This window comes from Planotetraspora sp. A-T 1434, assembly GCF_025420585.1.
Taxonomy (GTDB): Bacteria; Actinomycetota; Actinomycetes; order Streptosporangiales; family Streptosporangiaceae; genus JAOEGB01.
Window position 1 is genome coordinate 161,086 of sequence record NZ_JAOEGB010000009.1, and the last position, 23,837, is coordinate 184,922.

Sequence of the window (23,837 nt, forward strand, 5' to 3'; positions counted from 1 at the left end):
GGTTCACTCATGGGCGGTGTTTTAGTCGGTATGGTGCTTACGCCATGAATCAGGACGACCGACTGGGCCCGTACCGGCTGCTACGGCGGCTCGGTGAGGGCGGCATGGGCGTGGTTCACCTCGCCCTCGACCCGCACGGCAGGCAGGTGGCCGTCAAGGTCCTGCGCTCCGAAGTCACGGGGGACGACGTCGCGCGCAGGAGGCTCTCGCGCGAGGTCGAGACCATGCGCAGGGTCCGCAGCCCGCACATCGCCGAGGTCGTCGACGCCGACGTCACGGGCCAGCGGCCCTACATCGTGACGCGCTACGTCCCCGGCCGGCCGCTCGACGAGATCATCAAGCAGGACGGGCCGTTCTCCGTGGACGCCCTGCTCAAGGTGGCGAACGGCGTGGCGCAGGCGCTGGCCGCGGTGCACGCCGCCGGCGTCATCCACCGCGACCTGAAGCCCGGCAACGTGCTCATGCTCGACGGCCAGCCCGTGCTGATCGACTTCGGCATCGCCCAGGCCGTGGACGCCACCCGCCTCACCCAGACCGGCATGTTCATCGGCACGCCCGGTTATCTGGCGCCCGAGATCATCGAAGGTCACGAGGCCGGGCCCGAGGTCGACGTGCACGCCTGGGCCGGGACGCTGCTGTTCGCCGCGACCGGGCAGCCGCCGTTCGGCAAGGGCACGCTGGAGATGATCTTCTTCGCCATCACCTCCGGCAAGGCCAACGTGGACGCCGCGCCCGCGCTGCTGCAGCCGGTGCTGCGGGCCGCCTTCCACCGGGACCCCGCGAGGCGCCCGACGGCGGGCGAGCTGGTCCAGCGGATCGGCGAGCTGATGCCGCAGGGCCGCAGGCCCCGCGTCCCCGACGAGATCACCACCGTGCCCAACGTCGACGAGACGACGGGCCAGCCGGTGGTCCCCGATGTCGGACCCTTCGGTCCCCGGTCCTCAGGGTCTTCTCCGCTCCCCGCGTACGGCGGCGCGCCGCAAGGGGCCGCCACCACACCGCCTGTCCTGCCGATGACCACCCCGCCCGTCGCTCCCGTGGCTCCGCCGCCGCTCGTGCAGTCACCTCCCGGCGAGGAGTTCGTCTCCCTGCTCAAGGACGCCCCGGCGGGGGGAAGGCCGGCCGACCCGTACCCGACCGTGCGGGTGACCGGGGAGGATCTGCGCAAAGCGGGTCTCACCGGGGGCGCGGCCGAGGGCGACATCCCCACCTGGTTCCCCGGTCAGGGGGCACAACAGGCCCCACAACAGCAACCACAGCAGGGACCACAGCAAGGTCTCGCCGAGGGCGACATCCCGACCCGGATGGCGCCGCCGAAGCCGGTGGTCCAGCCGCCGTCCGCGTGGGAGACCCCGCAGCGGCGGCTGCCGGAGGGCGACGTCCCGACGAGGCGGGTGACCTCCGAGGAGCTGCGCCAGTCGGTCGCGCAGAACCAGGCGTTCTTCGAGCAGGCGCCGGAGATCTACGAGAGGACGCCGCAGGTCCACCAGCCGCATCCGCCGACGCCGTTCCTGCCGACGGTCCGCGTGCCGCCCCCCACCGTGTCTTCTTCGGCGCCGCCCACGCTGCCGCCCGGTATGCCGGCAGGTGCCTCGCCGTCCACGGTCCCGCCGTCGCAGCTTCCGGCGGGCGCGCTGCTGCAACGCTCGAAGGCGTACGGCGTGGCGAGCGCGCTGCTGCTCGTCGCCATGACGGGCCTCGCGGTCATCGCCCCGCTGCCGGTGTGCGTGCTCGCGCTGCCCCTGGCGGTGCTGCTGAGGGCCGCCGACATCGCGCAGCCGCAGCTCAACGCCCGGCGGCCCGCGGGCGCGGCCGCCACGGACGTGATCCGCGTGCTGAGCCAGCCCGCCGCCCTGGTCAAGTCGATCGGCGTCACGCTCGCGCTCGTGCCGTACGCGCTGGTCCTGGGCCTGCCGGTGGCGCTGCTGCTGACTGTGCTGGTGGCCTCCATGCCCGTCCTCGCCGCGCTGAGCTGGGGGATCGCGGTGGCGTTGTGGACCGTCTGCGCGGGGCCGGGAGTGGAGGGTCCGAGCCGGCAGATGCGGCGGACTCTCGCCTCCCTGGTGCCGAGCGGCGGAGCGGCGGCGGGGCTGGCCTGGGGGATCGGGGCGGTCGCGACGGTGGTGGCGGCGATAGCCGTGGCCAGCGTCATGGGTAAACAAACTGCAGGGCACTTCTGGGGTTCCATCGACGTTCTCGACATAGTGCAACGTCTGACCGACCTGCGGAACCGGGCGGGGAACCAGTGACGGGGGACAACATGTCGGCTACCGAGGCTCCGGAAAGGATCGGCCCCTACCGGCTGCTGCGGCAGCTGGGGGAGGGCGGGATGGGCGTGGTCCATCTCGGCCTGGACGCGGAGGGCCGCGAGGTCGCCGTCAAGGTCCTCCACCCCCACGTGGCGTCGGACCTCAAGGCCAGGGACCGGCTGACCCGCGAGGTCGAGACCATGCGCCGCGTGCGCAGCAAGCGCGTCGCCGAGGTCCTCGACGCCGACCTCACCGGCGCCATGCCGTACATCGTGACGAGGTACGCCCCCGGGCGGACGCTGGAGCAGACCGTCCTGGAGGACGGGCCGCTGGCGCACCGTGACGTCATCCGGCTCGCCCGCGGCCTGTGCGAGGCGCTGGTCGCCATCCACGCGGCCGCCGTCGTCCACCGGGACCTCAAGCCGGCCAACGTGATGCTCGTGGACGGCGAGCCGCTCGTCATCGACTTCGGCATCGCGCATCTGGTCAACGCCACGAGGCTGACCCAGACCGGGATGTTCGTCGGCACGCCGGGCTACCTGGCGCCGGAGATCATCCGGGACTCGGAGATCACGCAGGCGGCCGACGTCCACGCGCTCGCTGCGACGGTGTTCTTCGCGGCCACCGGCAAGCCGCCGTTCGGGTCCGGCACGTTCGAGTCGGTCTGTTACAACATCCTGGAGGGCAAGGCCCAGGTCGACCTCGCCCCCGCGTGGATGCGCGGCTGGCTCCGGCTGGCGCTCGCCACGGACGCCGGGTCGCGCCCCACCGCCGCGTCGCTGCTGCGCCTGTCGCGGGCGCTCGACCCGTCTGTGACGGTCTTCCAGGAGACCCCGGTCTCCCCGGCGGGCGGCGGCGGAACGAAGGTCCTCGACGGAACGGCCGTCAACGGGCACGTCCCGGATGGGACGAGAGTCCTGGACGACGCCGCGTTATCCGGGCTTTCCGGCGCTTCGGGTGTTTCGGGGGTTCCCGGCGTTTCCGGTGTTCCGGGGGCTTCCGGGGTCTCGGGGCCGCCGAACGGCACCAGCGTCCTCCCGGTCGACGACAGCTACTCGGATCTGCTCCCGCCGGTCAACTACGTCACACCCGAGCGCCCACGCCGCGAGCCGCGGCCGCCGAAGGCGCGCCAGGCGGACTTCGCGCCTCCCCCTTCCGGCTATCCGCCCGCGCACACGCCGGGGCAGGTCTCACCTCCGGCCGGTTACGCGCCGCCCTACCAGCCGCCGGGGGCGTATCCGCCGCCGCACCCCGACGCGCGGGTGGCGGGATATCCGGCGCCTCAGGGCACGGTCTCGCCGCCGGGCAGGGCGGTGCCCACGGCCCCGCCGAGCCAGGCCAGGCCGTACGCGCCGGAACAGGAAAGGCCGCGCTACCGCGCGGGACATCCGGTCCTGGCGGGCCTCCTGCTCGTCGCGCTGGTGGCCCTCACCTGCCTGCTGCCGGTGACGGTGAGCCTGTTCGCCATCGTGGCGTCGCTCTGCCTCAGGGTGGGCCACTACCTGCTCGGCGACCTGGCGGAGCGCCGCTCGGTCCGGGGCAGCAGCGGCAGTGACCCGCTCCTGGCCGTGCTGGGCACGCCGTGGGCGCTGATCAAGGCCGCGCTCGCCACGCTCGTCCAGGTGCCGCTCGCGGCGATGTTCGGCCTGTGCGTGTGGGGCGGGCTGGTCTATCTGGGGCGGATGGGCACCGATCCGGCCGCCGCCTACGCCGCGGGCGCATTCGTGGGCGGGCTGTTCATCCTGCCCGGCGGCGGAGCCCCCCGGAAGGCTGTCGCGAGGACGCTGACCTCGGTGATCCGCAGCCCCGGCGCGGGGATGGTCGTTACGATCGCGGTGGGCACGCTGGCGCTCTTCGCCGTGATGACGGCCCTGTCGGCCGAGGCGTCCTGGGCGCCCTGGCGCCCGCCGTCGGTGGTCATCGACCACATCGTCACCGACCTGACGCAGAAGGGTAAGAACACGGTCGTCAACCTGATAGGCGGCGTCATCGGTGACCTCCTGAACAGAATCGGCCTGAGCTTCCTGAATTTCTGGAGCTGACCGGGCTGCCGGAGCCGCGAGGCGAAAGGGGAGCGGGATGGGTCCGTCGGAACACGTGCCACCCCGTGCGACCCTGGGCCCCTACCGCCTGCTGTCGCCGCTCGGATCGGGCGGATTCGGGGAGGTCCATCTCGCTCTCGATCCCGAAGGACACACCGTCGCGGTCAAGGTGCTCCTCCCGCACGTCGCCTCCGACGCCTTCGCGCTCACCCGGCTGGCTCGCGAGGTCGAGACCATGCGGCGGGTGCGCGGCCCGCACATCGCAGAGGTCCTCGACGCCTCGCTGACCGGGCCCCGGCCGTACATCGTCACCCGTTACGTCCAGGGTCGCGCGCTCAGCACGGTGATCGCCTCGGAAGGCCCGGTCCGCGACGACGACCTCGTACGGCTCGTGCGCGGCCTGGCCGAGGCTCTGGAGTGCATCCACGGGGCCGGGGTCGTCCACCGGGACCTCAAGCCCGCCAACGTGATCATCGCCGACCGCGAGCCGTACGTGATCGACTTCGGCATCGCCTGCGCGCTGGAGTCCGCCTCCGTCACGGCGTCGGGGGCGGTCGTCGGCACCCCCGGCTACCTGGCCCCGGAGGTGCTGGAAGGCCACGACGCCGGGCCGGAGTCGGACGTGTTCGCCCTGGCGGCGACCCTGGCCTTCGCGGCGTCGGGGCGGCAGCCGTACGGGACCGGACCGGCGGCGGCGATCGCCTACCGGGTCGTCCACCGCGAGCCGGACCTGTCCGGCGTCCCCTCCTGGCTCGGCCCGCTGCTGGCGGAGTGCCTGCGGACCGATCCCGCCGCCCGGCCGACGGCCCCGCAGTTCGCCGCGCGTCTCGGCGTCGTCGCCCCGCCGCCTTCCGAGCGACGCGCTGAGGAGCGCCCCCGGGAGCGGGCGAAGCCGATCGATCTGCCGCTCTACGCGGACCACTTCGAGCCCGCGGGCTGGGGGAACCCCGCGCACTACGCCGGGTCCGTTCCGCCGGCCGGACCGCACCCCCTCGATCGTCCCCCGCTCGATCGCCCCAGGGATGCCGAGCCGACCGTCACGGGAACGGTCGGCGAGCCGCGCACCCGCGAGTGGCGGCCCGGCGACAGGAAGCGGTCCATCGAGGCCATCCGGGCCCGGCATCGCGCGAAGCTGCACCGCCGCTGGGTGCTCGGCTCCAGCGTGGTCGTCGGCCTGTTCGCCGCCGCCGCCCGCCGCTACCTGCCGGAGGTCTCGCTCCTGCTGCTCGCGCTGTACGGCACGGTCGTCGTGATCGACGTGGGGCTCGGCCTGCTGGCCAAGTCGCGGTCGCGGGTGATCGTGGACGCCATGGGCGGAGTCGGCGTCGTCGCCGTCTGGGCCCTGCTGAGCACGCTGTTCAGCACCACGACCCTCCTCTTCGCCGTCGGCACCGTCCTGTTCCTCCTCATCGCCCTCGTCTTCGCCAGCTAGACCCCCAGCCAGATCTTCAGTTAGACCTAGGGAAAGACCGCCGCGGCGGTGACACAGAGGGTCTCCGCGTCCGCGTTGACGATGGTCTGCCTGGCGGCGACGGCGTAGCGGAGGTCCCCAGGGGTCCTGGTCAGGTGGGCCGCCTTGGAGGCGAGGTCCGCCTTGAGCCGGCCGGCGTTCACCTTCTCCGCCCATTTCGCCTCGCCGACGAGGACGGGAGTCCTCGACCTGCCGCTGAGCGCCACCGCGTCGATCTGGTGCTGTCCGTCCCCCAGCCACCATGGGCCGATGGCGACCACCTCGGGGCCGATCTCCCGTGCGCGGTGCCTGAGGTGGTCGCGGAAGGCGTTCTCCCAGGGGTCGCCCATGTGGTCGTCCAGGGACGCCATGAGCACGGGAAGCACCGTCTCCCCGAGCCCTCTGTCGATCTCCGGCAGGTCGCGGGACAGCGCGCCGACATCTGGGTCGGTAAACAGCCGGCGGGTGGGGGGAGGGGTTGGATCTGGAACATAGTTCGGTATCGTGGAGCGCGGCGGGACTTTCGGTGGGCCGGCCCCGGGCTTCGGATACGGGCTTCGGGCATGGTTTCGGGTATGGGCTACGTCACTGGCCCGGGCCGTACGTGACCGGGGGTTTGCGCCTAAGCTACTCATGGGTAACATGGCGTGGGGGACCAGGGAGCGCTGCATCACCCGGGCCACCCGCTGTCATTACGCTTACGAGCACCTGGCAGTCTTGCAGCACGTGTCCGTACCCCACGGGCACGTATCAAGAACCGCGGCGTCAGCCGTACTGAAAGGGGAGGTCGGCCACCGGCCATGAACATCGTCGTCTGCGTGAAGCAGGTCCCCGACACGGCGACCGAGCGCAAGCTGAGGTCCGATGACAAGACGCTCGACCGCGACGCCGCGGACGGCGTCATCAACGAGCTGTGCGAATACGCGGTCGAAGAGGCGCTGAAGATCAAGGAGGCCCACGGGGGTGAGGTGACCGTCCTCACCATGGGTCCGAGCAAGGCCACGGACACGATCCGCAAGGCACTGGCGATGGGCGCCGACAAGGCCGTCCACCTGGTCGACGACGCCCTGCACGGCTCGGACGCGCTGTCCACCTCCTACGCCCTGGCCCAGACGCTGAAGAAGATCGGGTTCGACCTGGTCATCCTCGGCTCGGAGTCCACCGACGCGCGCACCGGAGTGCTCGCCGCCATGTTGGCCGAGCGCCTCGGCACCCCGCAGCTCACGCTGGCCCGCAAGGTCGACATCGACGGGTCCGCCGTCACGATCGAGCGCGTCACCGACTACGGCTACGACAAGGTGGAGGCCTCGCTTCCCGCCGTCGTGTCCGTGGTCGAGAAGATCAACGAGCCGCGGTACCCGTCCTTCAAGGGCATCATGGCCGCCAAGAAGAAGCCGGTCGAGACGCTCGGCATCGCCGACGCGGAGATCGCCGCCGACCAGGTCGGCCTGGCGAGCGCCTGGAGCGAGGTCGTGGAGTTCGCCGCCGCTCCGCCCCGCGCGGCGGGCACGGTCGTCAAGGACGAGGGCGACGGCGGCGCCAAGGCCGCCGAGTTCCTCGCGTCGAAGAAGTTCATCTGAGGGGCTAGGGATGAGTGAGATTCTGGTTCTCGTCGAGCACGTCGACGGTGACGTCAAGAAGGTCACCCTCGAACTGCTGACGCTGGCCCGTTCGCTGGGCGCGCCCTCGGCGGTCTGGGCCGGTCCCGGCTACTCGGATGCCGCCAAGGCCAAGCTCGCCGAATACGGCGCCGACAAGATCTACGTCGCCGACAGCGAGGAGATCGCCGGCTACGTGGTGGCCCCGAAGGCCGAGCTGCTGGCCCAGCTCGTGTCGGAGAGGTCCGCGGCGGCCGTGCTGGTCGCCGCCACGGCCGAGGGCAAGGAGGTCGCGGGCCGCCTGGCCATCAAGACCGACTCCGGCGTGATCACCGACGCGGTGGGCCTGGGCGAGGGCTTCGTCGCCGACCAGTCCATCTTCGGCGGCGGCGTCAACGTGCGGAGCCGTGTCACCAAGGGCACGCCGATCGTGACGGTGCGCCCCAACTCCACCGCTCCCGCGGCCTCCGCCGGCGCGGGCGCCGAGGAGAAGGTGGACGTCGCCCTCTCGGACTCCGCGCGCGCCGCGAAGGTCGTCGAGCGGGTCAAGCAGGAGAAGGGCGCCCGCCCCGAGCTCACCGAGGCCGCGATCGTGGTCTCCGGTGGCCGCGGAGTGGGCTCCGGCGAGAACTTCTCGATCATTGAGAAGCTCGCCGACTCCCTCGGCGCGGCGGTCGGCGCCTCGCGTGCCGCCACCGACGCGGGCTGGTACCCCCACCAGTTCCAGGTCGGCCAGACCGGCAAGACGGTGTCGCCGCAGCTCTACATCGCGGCCGGCATCTCCGGCGCCATCCAGCACCGGGCCGGCATGCAGACCTCGAAGACCATCGTGGTGATCAACAAGGACGCCGAGGCGCCGATCTTCGAGATCGCCGACTTCGGTGTCGTGGGCGACCTGTTCCAGATCGTCCCGCAGCTCACCGAAGAGGTCGAGAAGCGCAAGTAGGCAGCACCCCGGAGCGGCGCCGCACCTTCCGTGCGGCGCCGCTCCGGCATTGCCCCGGTCCCGTACGGCTCTCGCGCCGTTCTCCCACGTCCCGCCTCAGCCGGCCGTACGGACCTCGGGGCGAGGGGAGCCCGCCCGGGCGAGGACGGCCCCGATGACGAGGCCGGCGAGCAGCGGCGGGCCGTGCAGGTCGCCGAGGGCGGAGAGAACGACCCCGGCGGCGAGCCCCGGCAGCGGGAACACCCAGCGCGGGAGCCGCTCCCGATGGGCGATGAGCTGCGTTCCCGCCGTCGAGACCGCCACTGTCGCGATGAGCCCGGCGGCCGAGTGGCCGAACGCCGTCGTGAGGACCACCACGGAATAGAAGGCGGCCGCCGAGCCGGCGATACGGTCGGCCCGGGAGAGCGCGAAGGCGGCCAGCAGGCCCCCGGCGAGGCCGCACACCGCGATCGAGTTGCCCGCTCCCGTGGCGCCGGACAGCATGCCCGCCACCTGCCCGGCGACGGCCCCGCCCAGGTAGAGCGCCAGCCACCTCGCCGGACCGAGGGCGCGCTCGGCCAGCAGGCCCAGAACGGCCAGGCTCACGAGGTTGAAGGCGGTGCCGATCAGGCCGCCGTCCTGGACCACGAGAGAGGTCGCCGGCCGCCACCACTGGCCCGAGCCGACGAGAGACGGGTCTCTCTCGAAGGCGGTCAGCAACGAGGGGAAGAAGAGCTGCAGCAGACTGGGCACGGCCGTGATCAGGAACACGATCACGGTGACGCGGGGGAGCGGCTGAATCTTCACGTGTTCGAGCTTGCCGCACCGCCTCCCGCGGCGGGAGAACGCGATGTCCGTGCTTCGGCAGGACAAATGTCACACCCGCCGCTTGAACGGCGTGCCTCGAGTCGTACCTGAAGTCGCACCTGGAGCCGCCCTGGAGCCGCGGACCGGATCCGCGACGCTACCGGACCCGCGCGACGACCCGCTTCCCATCCGTGAGGTTCCGCGGCCGGGACACGTGCGCCGGGGTCAGGCCGCCAGAGGGAGCCGGTCCGTCTCCAGGCCGTCCTTCTCGGTGAGGGAGGTCTCCCTGCGGATCTCCAGCGCGAGCGGGGCCGTACGGGACCTCGGGAGGAGCCGGGCGACCACGGCGACGAGGACGCCGAGGACGACGGCGGTCACCAGGGCGGCCCGCAGCGACGTCGCCGACGACAGGAACCCGATCACGACCGGGCCCAGCAGCAGGCCCGCGTATCCCATGGCGCCCGCCTGGGCGATCGCCGGGCCGGGGTCGGCCGTGGCGGTGCCCGCCAGGGAGAGCGCCATCGGCGAGATCGTCGCCACCGCGAGCCCCACGAAGAACATGCCCGCGACGGCGGCCAGGGCCGACGGCGCCACGATGATCACCAGGAACGTGGCGGCCGTGGCCGCGCCGGAGGCCACGATCAGGCCGCGCGCGCCGTACCGGTCGCGAAGCCGGTCTCCGGAGAGCCGCGCGATCAGCATGCCGGCCTCGAACACCGGGTACCCGAGCGCGGCGAGCGCCTCGGAGGCGCCGAGCGTGCCGCGCAGGTAGAGGCCGTTCCAGTCGGCGACGGCGCCCTCGACCATGAACGCGCCGAACGTGATCGCGCCGAGCAGGTACACCCCGCGCGGCAGTCTCGCCCGCGGGGCCTTCGCCCGGGAGGCGGCGGAATCCGGCTGGGAGGCGCGGCCGTCCGGCAGGTACGTGCGGCTGAGGGCGAGCGCCAGCGGCAGCGAGACCAGGGCGATGACCGTGAGGTGGGTGGTGAGGGACAGCCCGGCGGCGATGGCCGCGGTGCCCAGGAGACCCGCCGAGATCGCGCCCACGCACCAGCCGGCGTGCATGCCGCTCATCAGCGACCGGCCGTAGGCGCGCTCGACCACCGAGCCCTGGGCGTTCATGGCGACGTCCACCGCGCCGAAGGCCATGCCGAAGAGGGTCGCGGCCACCATCACGGCCGGAAAGGACGGCGCGAAGGCGACGAGCGCCAGCGCCGCGGCGCAGAGGGGGGCTCCGGCCCGGAGGGCGCCGCGACTGCCGACCCGCGCCATGACGACGCGCATCACCTGCATGGTGAGCAGCGCGCCGAGCCCCCAGGCGAGCAGGGCGACGCCGACCGACGACTCCGACAACCGGAGCTTGTCGGCCAGCGCCGGAAGGCGCACAGTGAACGTCCCACACATTAGGCCGGCCAGAACGAAGGTGAGGATGGCGCCGAAACGTGCCGTCCTCAGGGCGCGGGTCATCACGGGTTCCTTTCCAAGGGCGTCCGAGGGTTCTCGGGGTTTGGGGGTTTCGGGGGTTTCGGGGTTTCGGGGGTTTCGGGGTTTCGGGGGTTTGGGGGCTTCGGGGGTTTCGGGGTTTCGGGGTTTCGGGGGTTTGGGGGTTTCGGGGTTTCGGGGTTTCGGGGTTTCAGGGTTTTCGAGTCGGGTGAAGCGGGCAGACAACAGCAGGTCGCCCTTCCGGCCTTGAGCCGGATAGGGCGACCACCAGGACAGAGTCAGAGCAGGTCGAGCAGCCGGCGCCGGACCTCGGCGTAGTCGACGATCGACGAACAGTGAGTGGCGACTTCCCAGACGCCCTCGCACGCCAGGCGGACGATTTGGGACATCGTCGGGTCGGGCTCGTCATCCAGGCCGTGGCGGTGCCATCTGGCCATCGCGTCCCGCAGCGGCACGAGCAGCTCCGGGTCTCCGGCCGCGCCGGTGACCACCGCCCACCGTCGCAGCCGGCCGCTCCCGACGGCCTCGAAGGTCGCCTTGAGGTAGGCCCTCGTATAGGTGCTCTCCCGCTGGGCCTCGATGAGCGCGTCGAACTCTGCGATCAGACGCTCGATCATGGCCCTGATCAGGGCTTCCTTGCTGCTGAAGTGATAGAGGAGGCCACCTTTGCTGACGCCGGCGCGCTGGGCGACCGCGGCCAGGGTCAGACCCTGGGCCCCCTGGTCCTCCAGCAGGCATTCCGCTGCGTCAAGTAGCTCATCCCTCCTCATGGACTTTACTGTACCGTCTGGACGGTTGAGTCGTCCAATCCGGGGATGGCATGGTTCCGCGGCACGGATACGCTTGGTTCGCCGGGCAAAGTCTGGGAGGGGCCGTGGGAACTGCGTATCTGGACCATGCCTCGACCACGCCGATGCTGCCTGAGGCGATCGAGGCCATGACCGCACATCTGGGTCAGGTCGGCAACGCCTCGTCCCTGCACGCGACCGGCCGTCGCACCCGCAGGGTGGTGGAGGAGTCCCGCGAGACCATCGCGTGCGCCCTCGGCGCCCGGCCGAGCGAGGTCGTGTTCACGGCCGGCGGCACCGAAGCCGACAACCTGGCCATCAAGGGCCTGTTCTGGGCGAGGAAGCGGCCGAGGATCCTGATCAGCGCGGTGGAGCACCACGCCGCTCTCGACCCGGCGTACTGGCTGGGGGACCACCACGGCGCGAAGGTCGAGCTCCTGGAGGTGGACGAGCACGGGCGCGTCCACCCCGACACGCTGCGTGCGGCCATCGCCTGCGACCCGGACGACGTCGCGCTCGTCAGCGTGATGTGGGCCAACAACGAGGTCGGGACCGTCCAGCCGGTCCGCGTGCTGGCCGCAATCGCGCACGACCACGGCATCCCGTTCCACACCGACGCCGTGCAGGCCGTCGGCCAGCTCCCGGTGTCGTTCGCGGAGTCGGGCGTCGACGCCATGACCGTCTCCGCGCACAAGGTGGGCGGCCCCATCGGGACCGGGGCGTTGCTGCTGGCCCGCGGAGTGGACCCGGTGCCCGTGCTCCACGGCGGAGGCCAGGAGCGTGACATCAGGTCGGGCACCCTCGACGCGCCGGCCATCGCCGGGTTCGCGGCGGCCGTCCACGCCGCGGTGGAGCGCCGCCCGGCCACCGCCGCGCGGCTGTCCGTGCTGCGCGACGACCTCATCGGCCGCGTACGGCAGGCCGTTCCGGACGTGATCCTCAACGGCCACCCCGTCGAGCGGCTGCCGGGGAACGCGCACTTCTCGTTCCCGGGCTGCGAGGGCGACGCGCTGCTCATGCTGCTGGACGCCAAGGGCGTGGAGTGCTCGACCGGATCCGCCTGCTCGGCCGGCGTGGCGCGGCCGTCCCACGTGTTGCTGGCCATGGGGCAGGACGGGGCGCGGGCCCGCGGTTCGCTGCGTTTCTCCCTGGGCCACACCTCGGCGGAGGCGGACGTCGACCGCGTGGCCGAGGTCATCGGCCACGTCGTCGAGCGCGCCCGCCGCGCGGGCCTCTCTTGAGCCGTTAGGTAAGGAAGGGCGCGACCGCGCTCCAGGACGGGTCGCTCTCCACGTCCACGCGCGGGCGGCCCTCCTGCCAGGTCCCGGCGAGCTCCTTCAGCACGAGCGCGGCGTCGCCCGACGGGTCGGCGTAGACGTGCAGCACCCGGTTGCCCTCTGCGCTGAGATGGGCGGCCAGCACGGCCGAGCCCAGCTTGCCCAGGCGGCCCGCGAGCCGCTCCTCGAAGTCGCGGAGGGTCTGGAGTGAGGCCCCCGAGGGCAGCCCGTCCTCGTCGGAGTGCTCGTACGGCACCGTGATCGTGATGTGCTGGTCGAACAGCGGGTAGTCGACCGGGCGGAGGGGATAGCGCGCGGCGGCGATCAGGCGCCCGCCCGTCGCCGTCTGGCCTTCGAGCAGCGCCCACTGCTCGTCCTTGAAACCGGCGGCCACGTCGGCGACCACGGCCGGCAGGTGGACCGCGGGGATGGCGTCGATGGGCTCGAACTCGGCCGCGACGATGTCGCCCACCCACCGGGCCACCTCGTCCTCCCCGAGCAGCCAGTCGAGGGCCATGAGGGTGGCTTCCATCCGCGTCTCGTCATCGATATCCGGAAATATCGGATGAAAGGCGGAAACGTCCACGCGGGGCGTGCCGGGCGGGACGCGGAGGCCCAGCACCAGCCCCTCCAGCCCGAACTCCCGCCCGCCGACGTCGACCGCGAGCTCGACCGCCTGCGGGTTGGCCTGGCGGGAAGGGTGGAACTCCCAGAGGTCGTCGGCCGTCGGCGCGGCGAGCGCCCACCTGTGGGCGAAGGACCGCAGCTCGGGATCGCCCGAGGCGCTCACCACCAGGGCATGCTGAGCCGTACGGCCCGGCGCGATCTCCCAGACGAGGTTCGGGTGGAGGGCGGTGACGGCGCCGCCGATCAGCTCCGCGAGCGCCTCCGCCTCCTCCGCCTCGACATGCGCGTCGATCCGGGGACGGGTCTCCCGCCACCAGGTCCAGAAGTCGTCGATGGCCTCCGCCGGCTCCACCGGCTCGCTCTTGCGCCCGAACAGTCGCATGACCACGCATCCTCCCAGGCCGCGCCACCCAGTGCCAACGCGACCCGCCCCCGGCGTGATCATGCACACATTCCTGAGAAGCGCTCTGATCGGCCGCTCCTCCTGACGTGATCATGCACATGTTCCCGGCTCGGGTGCGTGAGGAGCGACTACACGCGGCGTGATCATGCGGATGTCCCTGAATGCCTGACGAGGCTGAGCCGCCTTGCCCGCCGTACGGGTAATCTCAAAGGGTTATGAGTCCCACACAGAGGCTTCGCGTGCTCGCCGCCATGTCGGGTGGCGTGGACTCCGCCGTGGCCGCCGCCCGGATCGCCGAGGCGGGTCACGACGTGACCGGCGTTCACCTCGCGCTGTCGTCGAATCCCCAGTCCTACCGCACCGGCGCCCGCGGCTGCTGCACGCTGGAGGACGCCCGCGACGCCCGCAGGGCCGCCGACGTGATCGGCATCCCGTTCTACGTTTGGGACATGGCCGAACGGTTCCACCGCGACGTGGTCGAGGACTTCGTCAGCGAATACGCCGCCGGTCGCACACCCAACCCGTGCCTGCGCTGCAACGAGAAGATCAAGTTCGAGGCGGTGCTCGACCGGGCGCTGGCGCTCGGCTTCGACGCCGTCGCCACCGGACACCACGCCCGGCTCTCCGACGGTGTCCTGCGGCGCAGCGTGGACGAGGGCAAGGACCAGTCGTACGTGCTCGGGGTGCTCACCCGCAAGCAGCTCTCGCACGCGATCTTCCCGCTGGGCGACTCCACGAAGGCGGAGGTGCGCGCCGAGGCCGCCCGCCGTGGGCTGACCGTGGCGGACAAGCCCGACAGTCACGACGTGTGCTTCATCGCGGACGGCGACACGCGGGCGTTCCTCGCGGAGCGGCTCGGGGCCGCCGAGGGGCCGATCGTCGACGCGCTCACCGGGCAGGTCGTCGGCAGCCACGAGGGCGCCTACGGCTTCACGGTCGGGCAGAGGAAGGGCCTGCACATCGACCGTCCGGCCGCCGACGGACGGCCTCGCTACGTGCTGTCGATCGAGCCGGTCTCCAACACGGTCACCGTCGGGCCCCGGACGTCCCTGGAAGTCCTGAGCATCGTGGGTGAGCGGCCCATCTGGAACGGCCCGGTGCGGGAGCCGTACGAGCCGATCACCTGCACGGTGCAGCTGCGCGCGCACGGCGAGGTGTACGGCTGCCGCGCCCAGCTCTCGGGCGACTCGCTGCACATTGAGCTGGACGCCCCCGCCACGGGAGTCGCGGCGGGCCAGGGCGCCGTCCTGTACGACGGCGACACCGTCATCGGCTCCGCCACGATCGCCTCGGCGGCCTGAGCGGTCCTGATCGGTCCTGATCGGTCCTGATCGGGTCCTGATCGGGTCCTACGGGAGCTCGACGGAGTCGCCGACCGGGATGCGGCGCATGTCGGTCTTCTGCTTCTCGGCCTCCATGCCGAGCCAGCTGTCGATTAGCATCAGGCCGATGTCGTTGGCCAGGCCGTCGTGCGTGGAGTACGCGCGGGCCGGGCGGACCTGGCGCAGGTACTCGATCGACTCGGGAAGCTTGAGCCAGGGGGCGGTCGTCGGGACCAGCAGGGTGGGCACCTCCACACCGGGCGGCGTGAACGCGTCGCCGGGGTAGAAGACCTCCTCATCCACCAGGAAGCCCACATTCTGGATGATCGGCGCGTCGGGATAAGTCGGGGCGTGCCACTCGCCGATCACCCTCACGCCGAATCCCGCGGTGGTGAAGGCGTCGCCGTCCCGCACGACCTGGACCTTCGCCGGAATGTCGCCGAGCTGGTCGGCCACGGCCTGGCAGGTCCACACCTCCAGGCCGGAGCTTGCCTTACTCAGCTGCTCGACGTCGACGTGATCGAAGTGCTCGTGCGTGATCAGCACCGCTCGGGCCCCCTCAAGGAGGGACTCCCCGCTGAACTTCCCCGGATCGATGACGAGCGTCGACCCGTCCTTCTCCAGCCGCCAGCACGCGTGCCCGAGTTTGGTGAGTTTCATGTTCCCTAAGCTAGACCTTGTGAATGACTTTCCCTGGGACGGGGCCACGGCCACGGGTGTGGGGTCGTACCCCGGCGAGGACCATCTGGAGGCGCTCCAGGTGGCCTTCGGCGAGCTGCCCATGCCGTACCTTCCGGAGCTTCCGGCCAGGGGAGTCGGCGCGGACATGATCGGCCGGGGCGCGTCGCTGCTGGTGGAGCTGCCCGTCGAGGTCCAGCCCTCCGGATGGCGGCTCACCGACCGGCCGGGCCGCGACGCCAAGCGGGCCTATGACCACCTGCGCCGCGATCTCGACGGCCTGGAGGAGGCCGCCCAGGGGTACGAGGGGCCGCTGAAGATCCAGGCGTGTGGCCCGTGGACGCTCGCCGGGGCGATCGAGCTGCGGTACGGCGACAAGGTGCTCGCGGACGCGGGAGCCGTACGTGACCTGGTGGAGTCCCTGGCTGAAGGGCTGGCCCAGCACGTCGCGGACGTCCGGGGCAGGGTTCCGGGGGCCCGTCTGGTCGTCCAGCTCGACGAGCCGGGGCTGCCGGGAGTGCTCGCGGGGACCGTGCCGACCGCGTCCGGCTTCGGGCGGCTCGCCGCCGTCGAGCCCGCCATCGCGGCGGAACGGCTCCGCACCGTCCTGTCGGCCCTCGCGCCTGCCGCCGCCGCTGAGGCAGGGGTGTTCCCGATCGTGCACTGCTGCGCGCCGGGCGTGCCCTTCCGGGTGCTCCATAGGGCGGGCGCGCGCGGGATCTCCCTCGACGCGTCGCTGCTGCGGCGCGCGGACGAGGACCGGATCGGCGAGGCGATCGAGGCCGGCACGGCGCTGTTCCTCGGAGTGGTGCCGGGCACGGACAGCCGCCTGCCCGACGTCGGAGTGGTCGCCAAGCCCGCGGTCGAGCTGTGGCGGCGGCTCGGGTTCGCTCCCGCGCGGCTCGCCGAGCAGGTCGTGCTCACCCCGGCATGCGGACTCGCCGGGGCCTCTCCGAAGTACGCCCGGGCGGCGCTCGCCGCGTGCCGGGAGGCGGCGCGCGTGCTCCGGGACGACCCACGCGAGTAGGCCGTCCCAGCTCATCCCAAGCGCCCGCACCTGCTCGTGGGCGAAGATCAAGTGGCTGGCGGACCACGGGAAGTACCGGACGGCGACCTTCAGGAACTGCTCGCAGTCGACGCCGCGCGCGTTCCGGGTGAACGCTGGCTACATGCTCTTCGCCAAGGTCAAGGTCTGCCGGGGAACCGCCGCCAAGGTCACCGGCAGGTGCTCGGGATGGGAGGGCGTCTGGTCCCAGGGCGGCTGAGCCCCGCGATCGTTCCCGTTCAGCGGGGATGAAAGCCGGCCGCAAGCGGCCTGCCGTACTCCTGGATCGGATCGCCTCTGATCGCGGGAGCCGCGCATCGTCCTCGGTGCGGCTCCCGCCGGGAGGTGCGGCTCCGCGAGAGGTACGGCTTGCGCCGGGAGGTGCGGCTCCGCGAGAGGTACGGCTTGCGCCGGGAGGCGCGGCTCCGGTCGTTCCTTGGCCCCGCGACGGCCCCGCGACGGCCCCGCGACGGCCCCGCGACTCGGACGGGAAGCCGGGCCGTACAGACCCTTGGCACGATGCGGGAGGGAAGATGTCGGTGGTCGGCGATACGGTTTCTCTGGGTCGTTGACGAGGGGAGACGGGCGACGTGAGCGATCGGCTGAACGAGTTGGAGGGAGCGCCGTCCGCGGCGCGGGAGCGGCACGCGGAGCTGGCGGAGCTGATCGAGGACGCCAACTGGCGCTACCACGTCCTCGACTCGCCGACGGCGAGCGACGCGGAGTACGACACGTGGATGCGGGAGATCCGGGCGCTCGAAGAGGAGCATCCCGGCCTGCGGACTCCCGACTCGCCGACGCAGAAGGTCGGGGCGCCGATCTCGACCGAGTTCGCCGCGGTCAAGCACCTCCAGCGGATGGAGAGTCTCGACAACGCGTTCAACGACGCCGACCTGGCGGGCTGGCAGGCGAGAGCGGAGCGGCTGATCGAAGCCGATCCGGGTCCCTATCTCTGCGAGCTGAAGATCGACGGGCTGGCCGTGGCGCTCGTCTACGAGAAGGGCCGGCTCGTCCGGGCCGCGACGCGGGGTGACGGGCGCACCGGCGAGGACGTCACGCCCAATGTCCGCACCCTGCGTGACGTGCCGCAGCGGCTGACCGGGGACGATGTGCCCGACCTGCTGGAGGTGCGCGGCGAGGTCTTCCTCCCCGTCGAGGGCTTCAAGAGGCTGAACGAGCAGCTCATGGACGCGGGCAGGCAACCGTTCGCGAACCCGCGCAACTCGGCCGCCGGTTCCCTGCGGCAGAAGGACCCGCGGATCACCGCGCAGCGGCCGCTCCGGATGATCGTGCACGGCTTCGGCAAGTGGGAGGGCGCGAAGCCCCCCACGGCCCAGTCGGACACCTACGACCGGCTCGCGGCCTTCGGCCTCCCCGTCAGCGACCGCTACAAGGTCGTCGACACCCTGGACGAGATCCGCGACTTCATCGCCTACTACCGCGAGCACCGCCACGACCCCGAATACGAGATCGACGGCGTGGTGGTCAAGGTCGACCGGATCGCCGTTCAGCGGCAGTTGGGCTCCACGAGCAAGGCGCCCCGCTGGGCGATCGCGTTCAAGTACCCGCCGGAGGAGGTCACCACCAAGCTGCTCGACATCCAGGTCGGCGTGGGGAGGACCGGCCGGGTCACACCGTACGGTGTGATGAAGCCGGTCGTGGTCGCCGGATCGACCGTGGAGCGGGCCACCCTGCACAACGCCTCCGAGGTGGTGCGCAAGGGCGTGCTCATCGGCGACACGGTCGTGTTGCGCAAGGCGGGCGACGTCATCCCGGAGATCGTCGGGCCCGTCGCGGATCTCCGCGACGGACATGAGCGCGAGTTCGTGATGCCGACGCACTGCCCCGAATGCGGCACCGAGCTGGCCTATGAGCGGGAGGGCGACGCCGACCTGCGGTGTCCCAACGCGCGTGCCTGTCCTGCTCAGCTCCGCGAGCGGATCTTCTTCGCGGCCGGGCGCAACGCATTCGACATCGAGGGCCTGGGATACGTGGCGGCCACCGCGCTCACCCAGCCGCTACCGCCGCAGGAGCCGCCGCTCCGCACCGAGGCGGACCTGTTCGACCTCACGGTCGACCGGCTGCTGCCGATCAAGTCGGTCGTGCGTGATCCCGAGACGGGGCTCCCGAAGACCGATCCCGAGACCGGCGAGCCGAAGATCGTGTCGTTCTTCGCCACCATCGCCGGCGTCCCCAGCAAGAACGCCGAGAAGATGCTGGAGGAGCTCGATAAGGCCAAGACTCAGCCGCTCTGGCGGGTGCTGGTCGCGCTGAGCATCCGCCACATCGGTCCGCCGACCGCCCGGGCGCTGGCCGACGAGTTCCGGTCGCTCGACGCCATCGCCGCCGCGTCCGAGGAGGAGTTGGCGGCTGTCGAAGGCATCGGTCCCCGGGTCGCGGCCACGATCAGGGAGTGGTTCGAGGTCGACTGGCACCGCGAGATCGTCGACAAGTGGAGGGCCGCCGGTGTCAAGATGGCGGACGAGCCGCCCGCCGATCAGGGTCCTCGCACGCTGGAGGGCCTCACGTTCGTCGTCACCGGCACGCTGGCTGCCTACAGCCGCGACGAGGCGAGCGAGGCGATCACCAGCCGGGGCGGCAAGGTGACGAGCTCGGTGTCGAAGAAGACCGGCTTCGTGGTCGTCGGGGAGAATCCGGGCTCCAAGTACGACAAGGCGGTCAAGCTCGGCGTCCCCGTCCTCGACGAGCAGGGCTTCCAGACTCTCCTCGACCAGGGCCCGGAAGCCGCCCAAGCCGTAGCCGTCAAGCCCGAGGAATAGCCCGCTCCCAGCTCCCGCTGCCGGGTGGCGGTCCTTCGCCGACCGGGGCTTCCGAGACGCCCGTGGCTCGACGGCGAAGGCGTGAGGACCAGGCGTGATGGCTTCTCATGCCGTCATTTCGTCTTGATATCAGCCGCCATGTCGACTGATCTTTTGAAATCTACCGTAACGGACCGTGCCCAATCGGTTTCGCGAAGTGGCCCAGAGGCCGTACCCTCCCATAGTGACCTCTTGGGGGGTTTCTTACCTATGACGGCTTCTTTTCGCAGTCTCATGCCGGCTTCGGGGATCGGTCTGTCCCGGGGTCTCGTGCCGGCTCCCGAGATTGCTGTGTCCCTCATGTCCCCTTCCGCGACCGCGGGCTCGACCGACACCCGCGACACGGGACCACGCCCGGGGTCGCCCCTGTGGGCCTATCTCGCGGCGGTCATCGCCGTGGGCTTCACCGCGCTCGTCGTCGCGCAGGTACGGCTGGGCCTGGCCGAGCTGGCGGAGATGGGGCGGACGCCGCTGTTCTGGATGCTGGCCGTCCTCGTCGTGCTGGGGGAGCTCCGGCCTGTCATGGTCAGCTCCTCGACGCTGGTCGGCGGCACCCCGATGTCGGCGATGTTCACCTTCGCCGTGCTCATGCACTACGGCCTGCCGACGGCCGCGCTGCTGCAGGCGGTCGCGGTGATCGTGAGCGGCCTGGTCCATCGCAGGTCCTGGCATCGGGTGATGTTCAACATGGGGCAGGTGACGCTGGCCTGCACGGCCGCCGCCGTGGCCCTCGGCGCGTTCGGGATCCATCCGCGGCCCGTCTCGCCCTGGACGCCGGACGGAGTCGACATCCCGGCCATCGTCCTCGCCGGCTCGGCCTACTTCGCGGTCAGGGCGTCGCTGGTCTGCTCCGCGGTGGCGCTGCACGAGCGCAGGCCGGTGCTCCGGGTCGTCAAGGCGTCGATCGGGCCGCAGGCCCTCGTCTATGGCGCGCTCCTCGGCCTCGCGCCCCTGGTCGCCGTCGTGATGGCGCACTCGTCGGCCCTGGTGCCGTTGTTCGTCGCGCCCCTCACGGCGGTCCACTTCACGGCCACGTTGTCGCTGCGCCGTGATCATCAGGCCACCCACGACGGGCTCACCGGCCTGCCCAACCGGAAGATGCTGATCCTCCGGACCGAGGAGGCGCTGGCCGAGGCGAGGCCGAACGAGCGGGTCGGCCTGCTGCTCCTGGACCTCGACCGGTTCAAGGAGGTGAACGACACGCTGGGCCACCCGGTGGGGGACCGGCTGCTCCAGATCGTCGCCCACCGCCTCACCCACAGCGTGCGCCCGGGGGACGTCGTGGCCCGCCTCGGCGGCGACGAGTTCGCCGTGCTCCTGCCGTCCATCAGGGACGCGCACGCGGCCAAGGAGGTCGCCTCCCGGCTGCGGGTGGCGCTCACCGAGCCGGTCCGCCTGGAGGGCATGACGTTCGACCTGGACGCCTCGATCGGCATCGCGCTCTACCCGGACCACGCGCCCGACTTCGAGCTGCTGCTGCAACGTTCCGACGTGGCCATGTATCTCGCCAAGGAGGGTCGTACGGGCGTCGAGTTCTACCTCCCGGGCAAGGACCGCAACTCGCCCGAGCGGCTGAGCCTGCTCGGCGACCTGAGGAGGGCCATCGACGCCGGCGAGCTCGACCTTCACTACCAACCCAAGGTCAGCCTCGGCAACGGCCAGGTCGAGGGGGTGGAGGCGCTCCTGCGATGGTGGCATCCGGTCCGCGGGCCCGTCTCGCCGGTCGAGTTCATCCCGCTCGCCGAGCAGTCCTACCTGATGCGCGAGATCACCCAGCACGTGATCCAGAAGGCGCTCGAGCAGGCGGCCGACTGGTGGCACGCCGGGCTCGCCGTGCCGGTCTCGGTCAACGTGTCGGCCCGCGACCTGCTCGACTCCGGCCTTCCCGACCAGCTCGAAGCCGGGCTGGCGAAGCTCGGAGTGCCCGCGGAGGCCGTCGTCCTGGAGGTCACCGAGCGCATCCTGATGACCGACCAGGCCTACAGCGCGGAGACCATCCGGACGCTTTCCGGGCTGGGCGTCCAGCTCTCGCTCGACGACTTCGGTACCGGATACTCGTCGCTGGTGCGCCTCCAGCGGCTGCCGGTGTCGGAGGTGAAGATCGACGCCTCGTTCATCCGGCGGCTCGGGGAGTCGGCCGACGACGAGCGGATCGTCCGCTCGATCATCGATCTGGTCCGCTCGCTCGGCCTGAGGTCGGTCGCCGAGGGCGTCGAGAACGCGGAGATCGCGACCCGCCTGCGCGACATGGGCTGCCACGCCGGCCAGGGCTGGTGGCTCGCCAAGCCCATGCCCGCCGCCGAGACCACCGTCTGGCTGCGCTCCCGCCTGAGCCCCGCGTTCACCGCCCGCGCGGACGACGACGTACGGCTCGCGCCGCACTGAACGACCCGGCTGGGCGACAGGGCTGAATGACCCGGCTTGGTGACGGGGCCTAATGAGTCGGTCGCGCTCGGAGACGAGCCCTAGGATGGGAAAGTCCAATCTCCATCCACGAAACGGGTTCGACGACTCATGTCCGCCATAACCCGCGACGAGGTCGCTCACCTCGCCCGGCTGTCCCGGCTGGCGCTGGCCGACGAGGAGCTCGACCACTTCGCCGCCCAGCTCGACCAGATCGTCGGCGCGGTCGCCCGCGTCGCGGAGGTCGCGGCCGACGACATCCCGCCGTCCTCGCACGCGCTGCCGCTGACCAACGTGTTCCGTCCCGACGAGGTACGGCCCAGCCTGACGCCGGAGGAGGCCCTTTCGGGCGCCCCGGCCGTCGAGGACGACCGTTTCCGCGTGCCGCGGATCCTCGGGGAGGAAGCATGAGCCACCGAGCCTTCACTCTGATGGGTGAGGAGTCCGCATGAGCCTGATCCACAAGACCGCCGCCGAGCTCGGGAAGCTCATCGCCTCCGGCGAGGCGTCCGCCGTCGAGGTCGCCCAGGCCCACCTGGACCGCATCACCGAGGTCGACTCCAAGGTCAGCGCGTTCCTGCACGTGGACGCCGAGTCGGCGCTCGCGCAGGCCCGCTCGGTCGACGAGCGCATCGCCCGGGGCGAGAAGCTCGGCCCGCTGGCGGGCGTGCCGATCGCGCACAAGGACGTCTTCACGACGTCCGACATGCCGACCACCGCCGGATCGAAGATCCTCGAAGGTTGGCGCCCGCCGTACGACGCGACCGTGACCCGCCGTCTCCGCGAGGCCGGGCTGGTCATCCTGGGCAAGACCAACCTGGACGAGTTCGCGATGGGCTCCTCCACGGAGAACTCGGCCTACGGGCCGACCCACAACCCGTGGGACCTGTCCCGGATCCCCGGTGGCTCGTCGGGCGGCTCGTCGGCCGCCGTCGCCTCTTATGAGGCGCCGCTGTCCACCGGCACCGACACCGGCGGCTCGATCCGCCAGCCGGCCGCGGTCACGGGCATCGTGGGGATGAAGCCGACCTATGGCGGATCGTCCCGCTACGGGCTGATCGCCTTCGCGTCGTCGCTGGACACCCCGGGGCCGTTCGCGCGCAACGTGCTGGACGCGGCGCTGCTCCAGGAGGCGTTCTCCGGGCACGACGCCCTCGACTCGACCTCGATCGACGCGCCGGTGCCGCCGGTGGTCGAGGCCGCCCGCCAGGCCGACGTGGCCGGGCTCCGGGTAGGCGTCGTCAAGGAGTTCGGCGGGGACGGCTACCAGCCGGGCGTGCTCGCCCGGTTCCACGAGGCCGTCGACCTGCTGGAGTCGCTCGGCGCCAAGGTGGTCGAGGTCTCCTGCCCGACGTTCGGCTACGCGCTCCCGGCGTACTACCTGATCGCGCCCTCGGAGTGCTCGTCCAACCTCGCCCGCTTCGACGCCATGCGGTACGGCCTGCGCGTCGGGGACGACGGCACCCGCAGCGCCGAGGAGGTCATGGCGCTCACCCGGGCCGCCGGGTTCGGTCCCGAGGTCAAGCGGCGCATCATGCTCGGCACCTACGCGCTGTCGTCGGGCTACTACGACGCCTACTACGGCCAGGCGCAGAAGGTCCGCACGCTGATCTCCCGTGACTTCGAGGCGGCGTTCCACCAGGTCGACGTGCTGATCTCGCCCACGACGCCGACGACGGCGTTCCCGATCGGTGAGCGTGCCGACGACCCGATGGCGATGTACCTCGCGGACCTGTGCACGATCCCGAGCAACCTCGCGGGCAACGCGGCGATCTCGGTGCCGTGCGGCCTGGCCGACGAGGACGGCCTGCCGGTCGGTCTGCAGATCATGGCCCCGGTCCTCGGCGACGACCGGTGTTACCGCGTGGGCGCGGCCGTCGAGCGGGCCTTCGAGGGCCGCTGGGGTGGCCCGCTGCTCGCCAAGGCCCCGGCCCTGTAGAGCTGTAGAGGGGAGGAACGGC

18 protein-coding genes are annotated in these 23,837 nt (G+C 71.5%); 12 read left to right on the forward strand and 6 right to left on the reverse strand.

Annotated features, from left to right (window positions below):
- The first annotated feature begins 44 nt into the window (after positions 1-44).
- The 3 genes from N5079_RS14135 to N5079_RS14145 are packed head-to-tail and all read left to right on the forward strand — an operon-like array spanning position 45 to position 5,723.
- On the forward strand, positions 45-2,249 hold the full coding sequence (locus N5079_RS14135; RefSeq protein WP_261584147.1) for a serine/threonine-protein kinase: 2,205 nt from the start codon (positions 45-47) through the stop codon (positions 2,247-2,249).
- A gap of 11 nt (positions 2,250-2,260) precedes the next feature.
- Positions 2,261-4,291, forward strand: a complete 2,031-nt coding sequence (locus N5079_RS14140; RefSeq protein ID WP_261584150.1) for a serine/threonine-protein kinase — start codon at positions 2,261-2,263, stop codon at positions 4,289-4,291.
- A gap of 37 nt (positions 4,292-4,328) precedes the next feature.
- On the forward strand, positions 4,329-5,723 hold the full coding sequence (locus tag N5079_RS14145) for a serine/threonine-protein kinase (RefSeq protein ID WP_261584152.1): 1,395 nt from the start codon (positions 4,329-4,331) through the stop codon (positions 5,721-5,723).
- A gap of 26 nt (positions 5,724-5,749) precedes the next feature.
- Here the strand turns inward: N5079_RS14145 and N5079_RS14150 are convergent, their stop codons facing one another.
- Positions 5,750-6,412 carry a DUF234 domain-containing protein gene (locus tag N5079_RS14150; protein WP_315967833.1) on the reverse strand — a complete coding sequence of 221 codons (663 nt, stop codon included), beginning with the start codon at positions 6,410-6,412 and terminating at the stop codon, positions 5,750-5,752.
- 129 nt (positions 6,413-6,541) lie between these two features.
- On the opposite strand from N5079_RS14150, the gene N5079_RS14155 reads away from it, so the two are divergent.
- Both N5079_RS14155 and N5079_RS14160 read left to right on the forward strand, forming a co-directional pair.
- Positions 6,542-7,321: an electron transfer flavoprotein subunit beta/FixA family protein gene (locus N5079_RS14155; protein WP_261584154.1), complete on the forward strand. Its 780-nt coding sequence runs from the start codon at positions 6,542-6,544 to the stop codon at positions 7,319-7,321.
- Between the two features lie 10 nt (positions 7,322-7,331).
- Positions 7,332-8,285 carry an electron transfer flavoprotein subunit alpha/FixB family protein gene (locus N5079_RS14160; protein ID WP_261584155.1) on the forward strand — a complete coding sequence of 318 codons (954 nt, stop codon included), beginning with the start codon at positions 7,332-7,334 and terminating at the stop codon, positions 8,283-8,285.
- 96 nt (positions 8,286-8,381) lie between these two features.
- Here the strand turns inward: N5079_RS14160 and N5079_RS14165 are convergent, their stop codons facing one another.
- The 3 genes from N5079_RS14165 to N5079_RS14175 form a co-directional block, all read right to left on the reverse strand.
- Positions 8,382-9,071 carry a rhomboid family intramembrane serine protease gene (locus N5079_RS14165; RefSeq protein ID WP_261584157.1) on the reverse strand — a complete coding sequence of 230 codons (690 nt, stop codon included), beginning with the start codon at positions 9,069-9,071 and terminating at the stop codon, positions 8,382-8,384.
- 225 nt (positions 9,072-9,296) lie between these two features.
- Positions 9,297-10,538, reverse strand: coding sequence for an MFS transporter (locus N5079_RS14170; protein WP_261584159.1), 1,242 nt, complete (start codon positions 10,536-10,538; stop codon positions 9,297-9,299).
- Positions 10,539-10,792: 254 nt separating this feature from the next.
- Entirely contained in the window at positions 10,793-11,284 is a 492-nt protein-coding gene (locus N5079_RS14175; RefSeq protein WP_261584160.1) for a TetR/AcrR family transcriptional regulator, read from the reverse strand.
- 104 nt (positions 11,285-11,388) lie between these two features.
- Here N5079_RS14175 and N5079_RS14180 point away from each other — a divergent pair, with 104 nt between their 5' ends.
- Positions 11,389-12,543, forward strand: coding sequence for a cysteine desulfurase family protein (locus N5079_RS14180; RefSeq protein ID WP_261584162.1), 1,155 nt, complete (start codon positions 11,389-11,391; stop codon positions 12,541-12,543).
- 4 nt (positions 12,544-12,547) lie between these two features.
- Here N5079_RS14180 and N5079_RS14185 read toward each other — a convergent pair whose 3' ends face one another.
- A complete protein-coding gene (locus tag N5079_RS14185) occupies positions 12,548-13,588 on the reverse strand; it encodes a DUF695 domain-containing protein (RefSeq protein ID WP_261584164.1) in 1,041 nt (346 codons plus the stop codon).
- 236 nt (positions 13,589-13,824) lie between these two features.
- Here N5079_RS14185 and mnmA point away from each other — a divergent pair, with 236 nt between their 5' ends.
- The gene (gene mnmA, locus N5079_RS14190; protein ID WP_261584169.1) at positions 13,825-14,910 is read left to right on the forward strand and encodes a tRNA 2-thiouridine(34) synthase MnmA; all 1,086 of its coding nucleotides are present in this window, start codon (positions 13,825-13,827) and stop codon (positions 14,908-14,910) included.
- Between the two features lie 48 nt (positions 14,911-14,958).
- On the opposite strand, the gene N5079_RS14195 is transcribed toward mnmA, so the two are convergent.
- On the reverse strand, positions 14,959-15,591 hold the full coding sequence (locus tag N5079_RS14195) for an MBL fold metallo-hydrolase (protein ID WP_261584177.1): 633 nt from the start codon (positions 15,589-15,591) through the stop codon (positions 14,959-14,961).
- Positions 15,592-15,610: 19 nt separating this feature from the next.
- Here N5079_RS14195 and N5079_RS14200 point away from each other — a divergent pair, with 19 nt between their 5' ends.
- From N5079_RS14200 to gatA, 5 genes are all read left to right on the forward strand, one after another.
- Complete coding sequence (locus N5079_RS14200) at positions 15,611-16,636, forward strand: methionine synthase (protein WP_261584178.1); 1,026 nt, start codon at positions 15,611-15,613, stop codon at positions 16,634-16,636.
- Between the two features lie 608 nt (positions 16,637-17,244).
- Complete coding sequence (gene ligA / locus N5079_RS14205; RefSeq protein WP_261584180.1) at positions 17,245-19,434, forward strand: NAD-dependent DNA ligase LigA; 2,190 nt, start codon at positions 17,245-17,247, stop codon at positions 19,432-19,434.
- Between the two features lie 339 nt (positions 19,435-19,773).
- Complete coding sequence (locus N5079_RS14210; protein WP_261584187.1) at positions 19,774-21,858, forward strand: putative bifunctional diguanylate cyclase/phosphodiesterase; 2,085 nt, start codon at positions 19,774-19,776, stop codon at positions 21,856-21,858.
- 129 nt (positions 21,859-21,987) lie between these two features.
- On the forward strand, positions 21,988-22,287 hold the full coding sequence (gatC, locus tag N5079_RS14215) for an Asp-tRNA(Asn)/Glu-tRNA(Gln) amidotransferase subunit GatC (protein ID WP_261584192.1): 300 nt from the start codon (positions 21,988-21,990) through the stop codon (positions 22,285-22,287).
- A gap of 37 nt (positions 22,288-22,324) precedes the next feature.
- On the forward strand, positions 22,325-23,815 hold the full coding sequence (gatA, locus tag N5079_RS14220) for an Asp-tRNA(Asn)/Glu-tRNA(Gln) amidotransferase subunit GatA (protein ID WP_261584196.1): 1,491 nt from the start codon (positions 22,325-22,327) through the stop codon (positions 23,813-23,815).
- Positions 23,816-23,837 lie beyond the last annotated feature (22 nt).

What these genes read in the sequence shown, in the direction of transcription:
- N5079_RS14135 (WP_261584147.1), top strand. Translation starts at nt 45, where the DNA reads ATGAATCAGGACGACCGACTGGGCCCGTACCGGCTGCTACGGCGGCTC.
- N5079_RS14140 (WP_261584150.1), top strand. Translation starts at nt 2,261, where the DNA reads ATGTCGGCTACCGAGGCTCCGGAAAGGATCGGCCCCTACCGGCTGCTG.
- N5079_RS14145 (WP_261584152.1), top strand. Translation starts at nt 4,329, where the DNA reads ATGGGTCCGTCGGAACACGTGCCACCCCGTGCGACCCTGGGCCCCTAC.
- N5079_RS14150 (WP_315967833.1), bottom strand. Translation starts at nt 6,412, where the DNA reads ATGCAGCGCTCCCTGGTCCCCCACGCCATGTTACCCATGAGTAGCTTA.
- N5079_RS14155 (WP_261584154.1), top strand. Translation starts at nt 6,542, where the DNA reads ATGAACATCGTCGTCTGCGTGAAGCAGGTCCCCGACACGGCGACCGAG.
- N5079_RS14160 (WP_261584155.1), top strand. Translation starts at nt 7,332, where the DNA reads ATGAGTGAGATTCTGGTTCTCGTCGAGCACGTCGACGGTGACGTCAAG.
- N5079_RS14170 (WP_261584159.1), bottom strand. Translation starts at nt 10,538, where the DNA reads ATGACCCGCGCCCTGAGGACGGCACGTTTCGGCGCCATCCTCACCTTC.
- N5079_RS14175 (WP_261584160.1), bottom strand. Translation starts at nt 11,284, where the DNA reads ATGAGGAGGGATGAGCTACTTGACGCAGCGGAATGCCTGCTGGAGGAC.
- N5079_RS14185 (WP_261584164.1), bottom strand. Translation starts at nt 13,588, where the DNA reads ATGCGACTGTTCGGGCGCAAGAGCGAGCCGGTGGAGCCGGCGGAGGCC.
- mnmA (WP_261584169.1), top strand. Translation starts at nt 13,825, where the DNA reads ATGAGTCCCACACAGAGGCTTCGCGTGCTCGCCGCCATGTCGGGTGGC.
- N5079_RS14195 (WP_261584177.1), bottom strand. Translation starts at nt 15,591, where the DNA reads ATGAAACTCACCAAACTCGGGCACGCGTGCTGGCGGCTGGAGAAGGAC.
- N5079_RS14210 (WP_261584187.1), top strand. Translation starts at nt 19,774, where the DNA reads ATGTCCCCTTCCGCGACCGCGGGCTCGACCGACACCCGCGACACGGGA.
- gatC (WP_261584192.1), top strand. Translation starts at nt 21,988, where the DNA reads ATGTCCGCCATAACCCGCGACGAGGTCGCTCACCTCGCCCGGCTGTCC.
- gatA (WP_261584196.1), top strand. Translation starts at nt 22,325, where the DNA reads ATGAGCCTGATCCACAAGACCGCCGCCGAGCTCGGGAAGCTCATCGCC.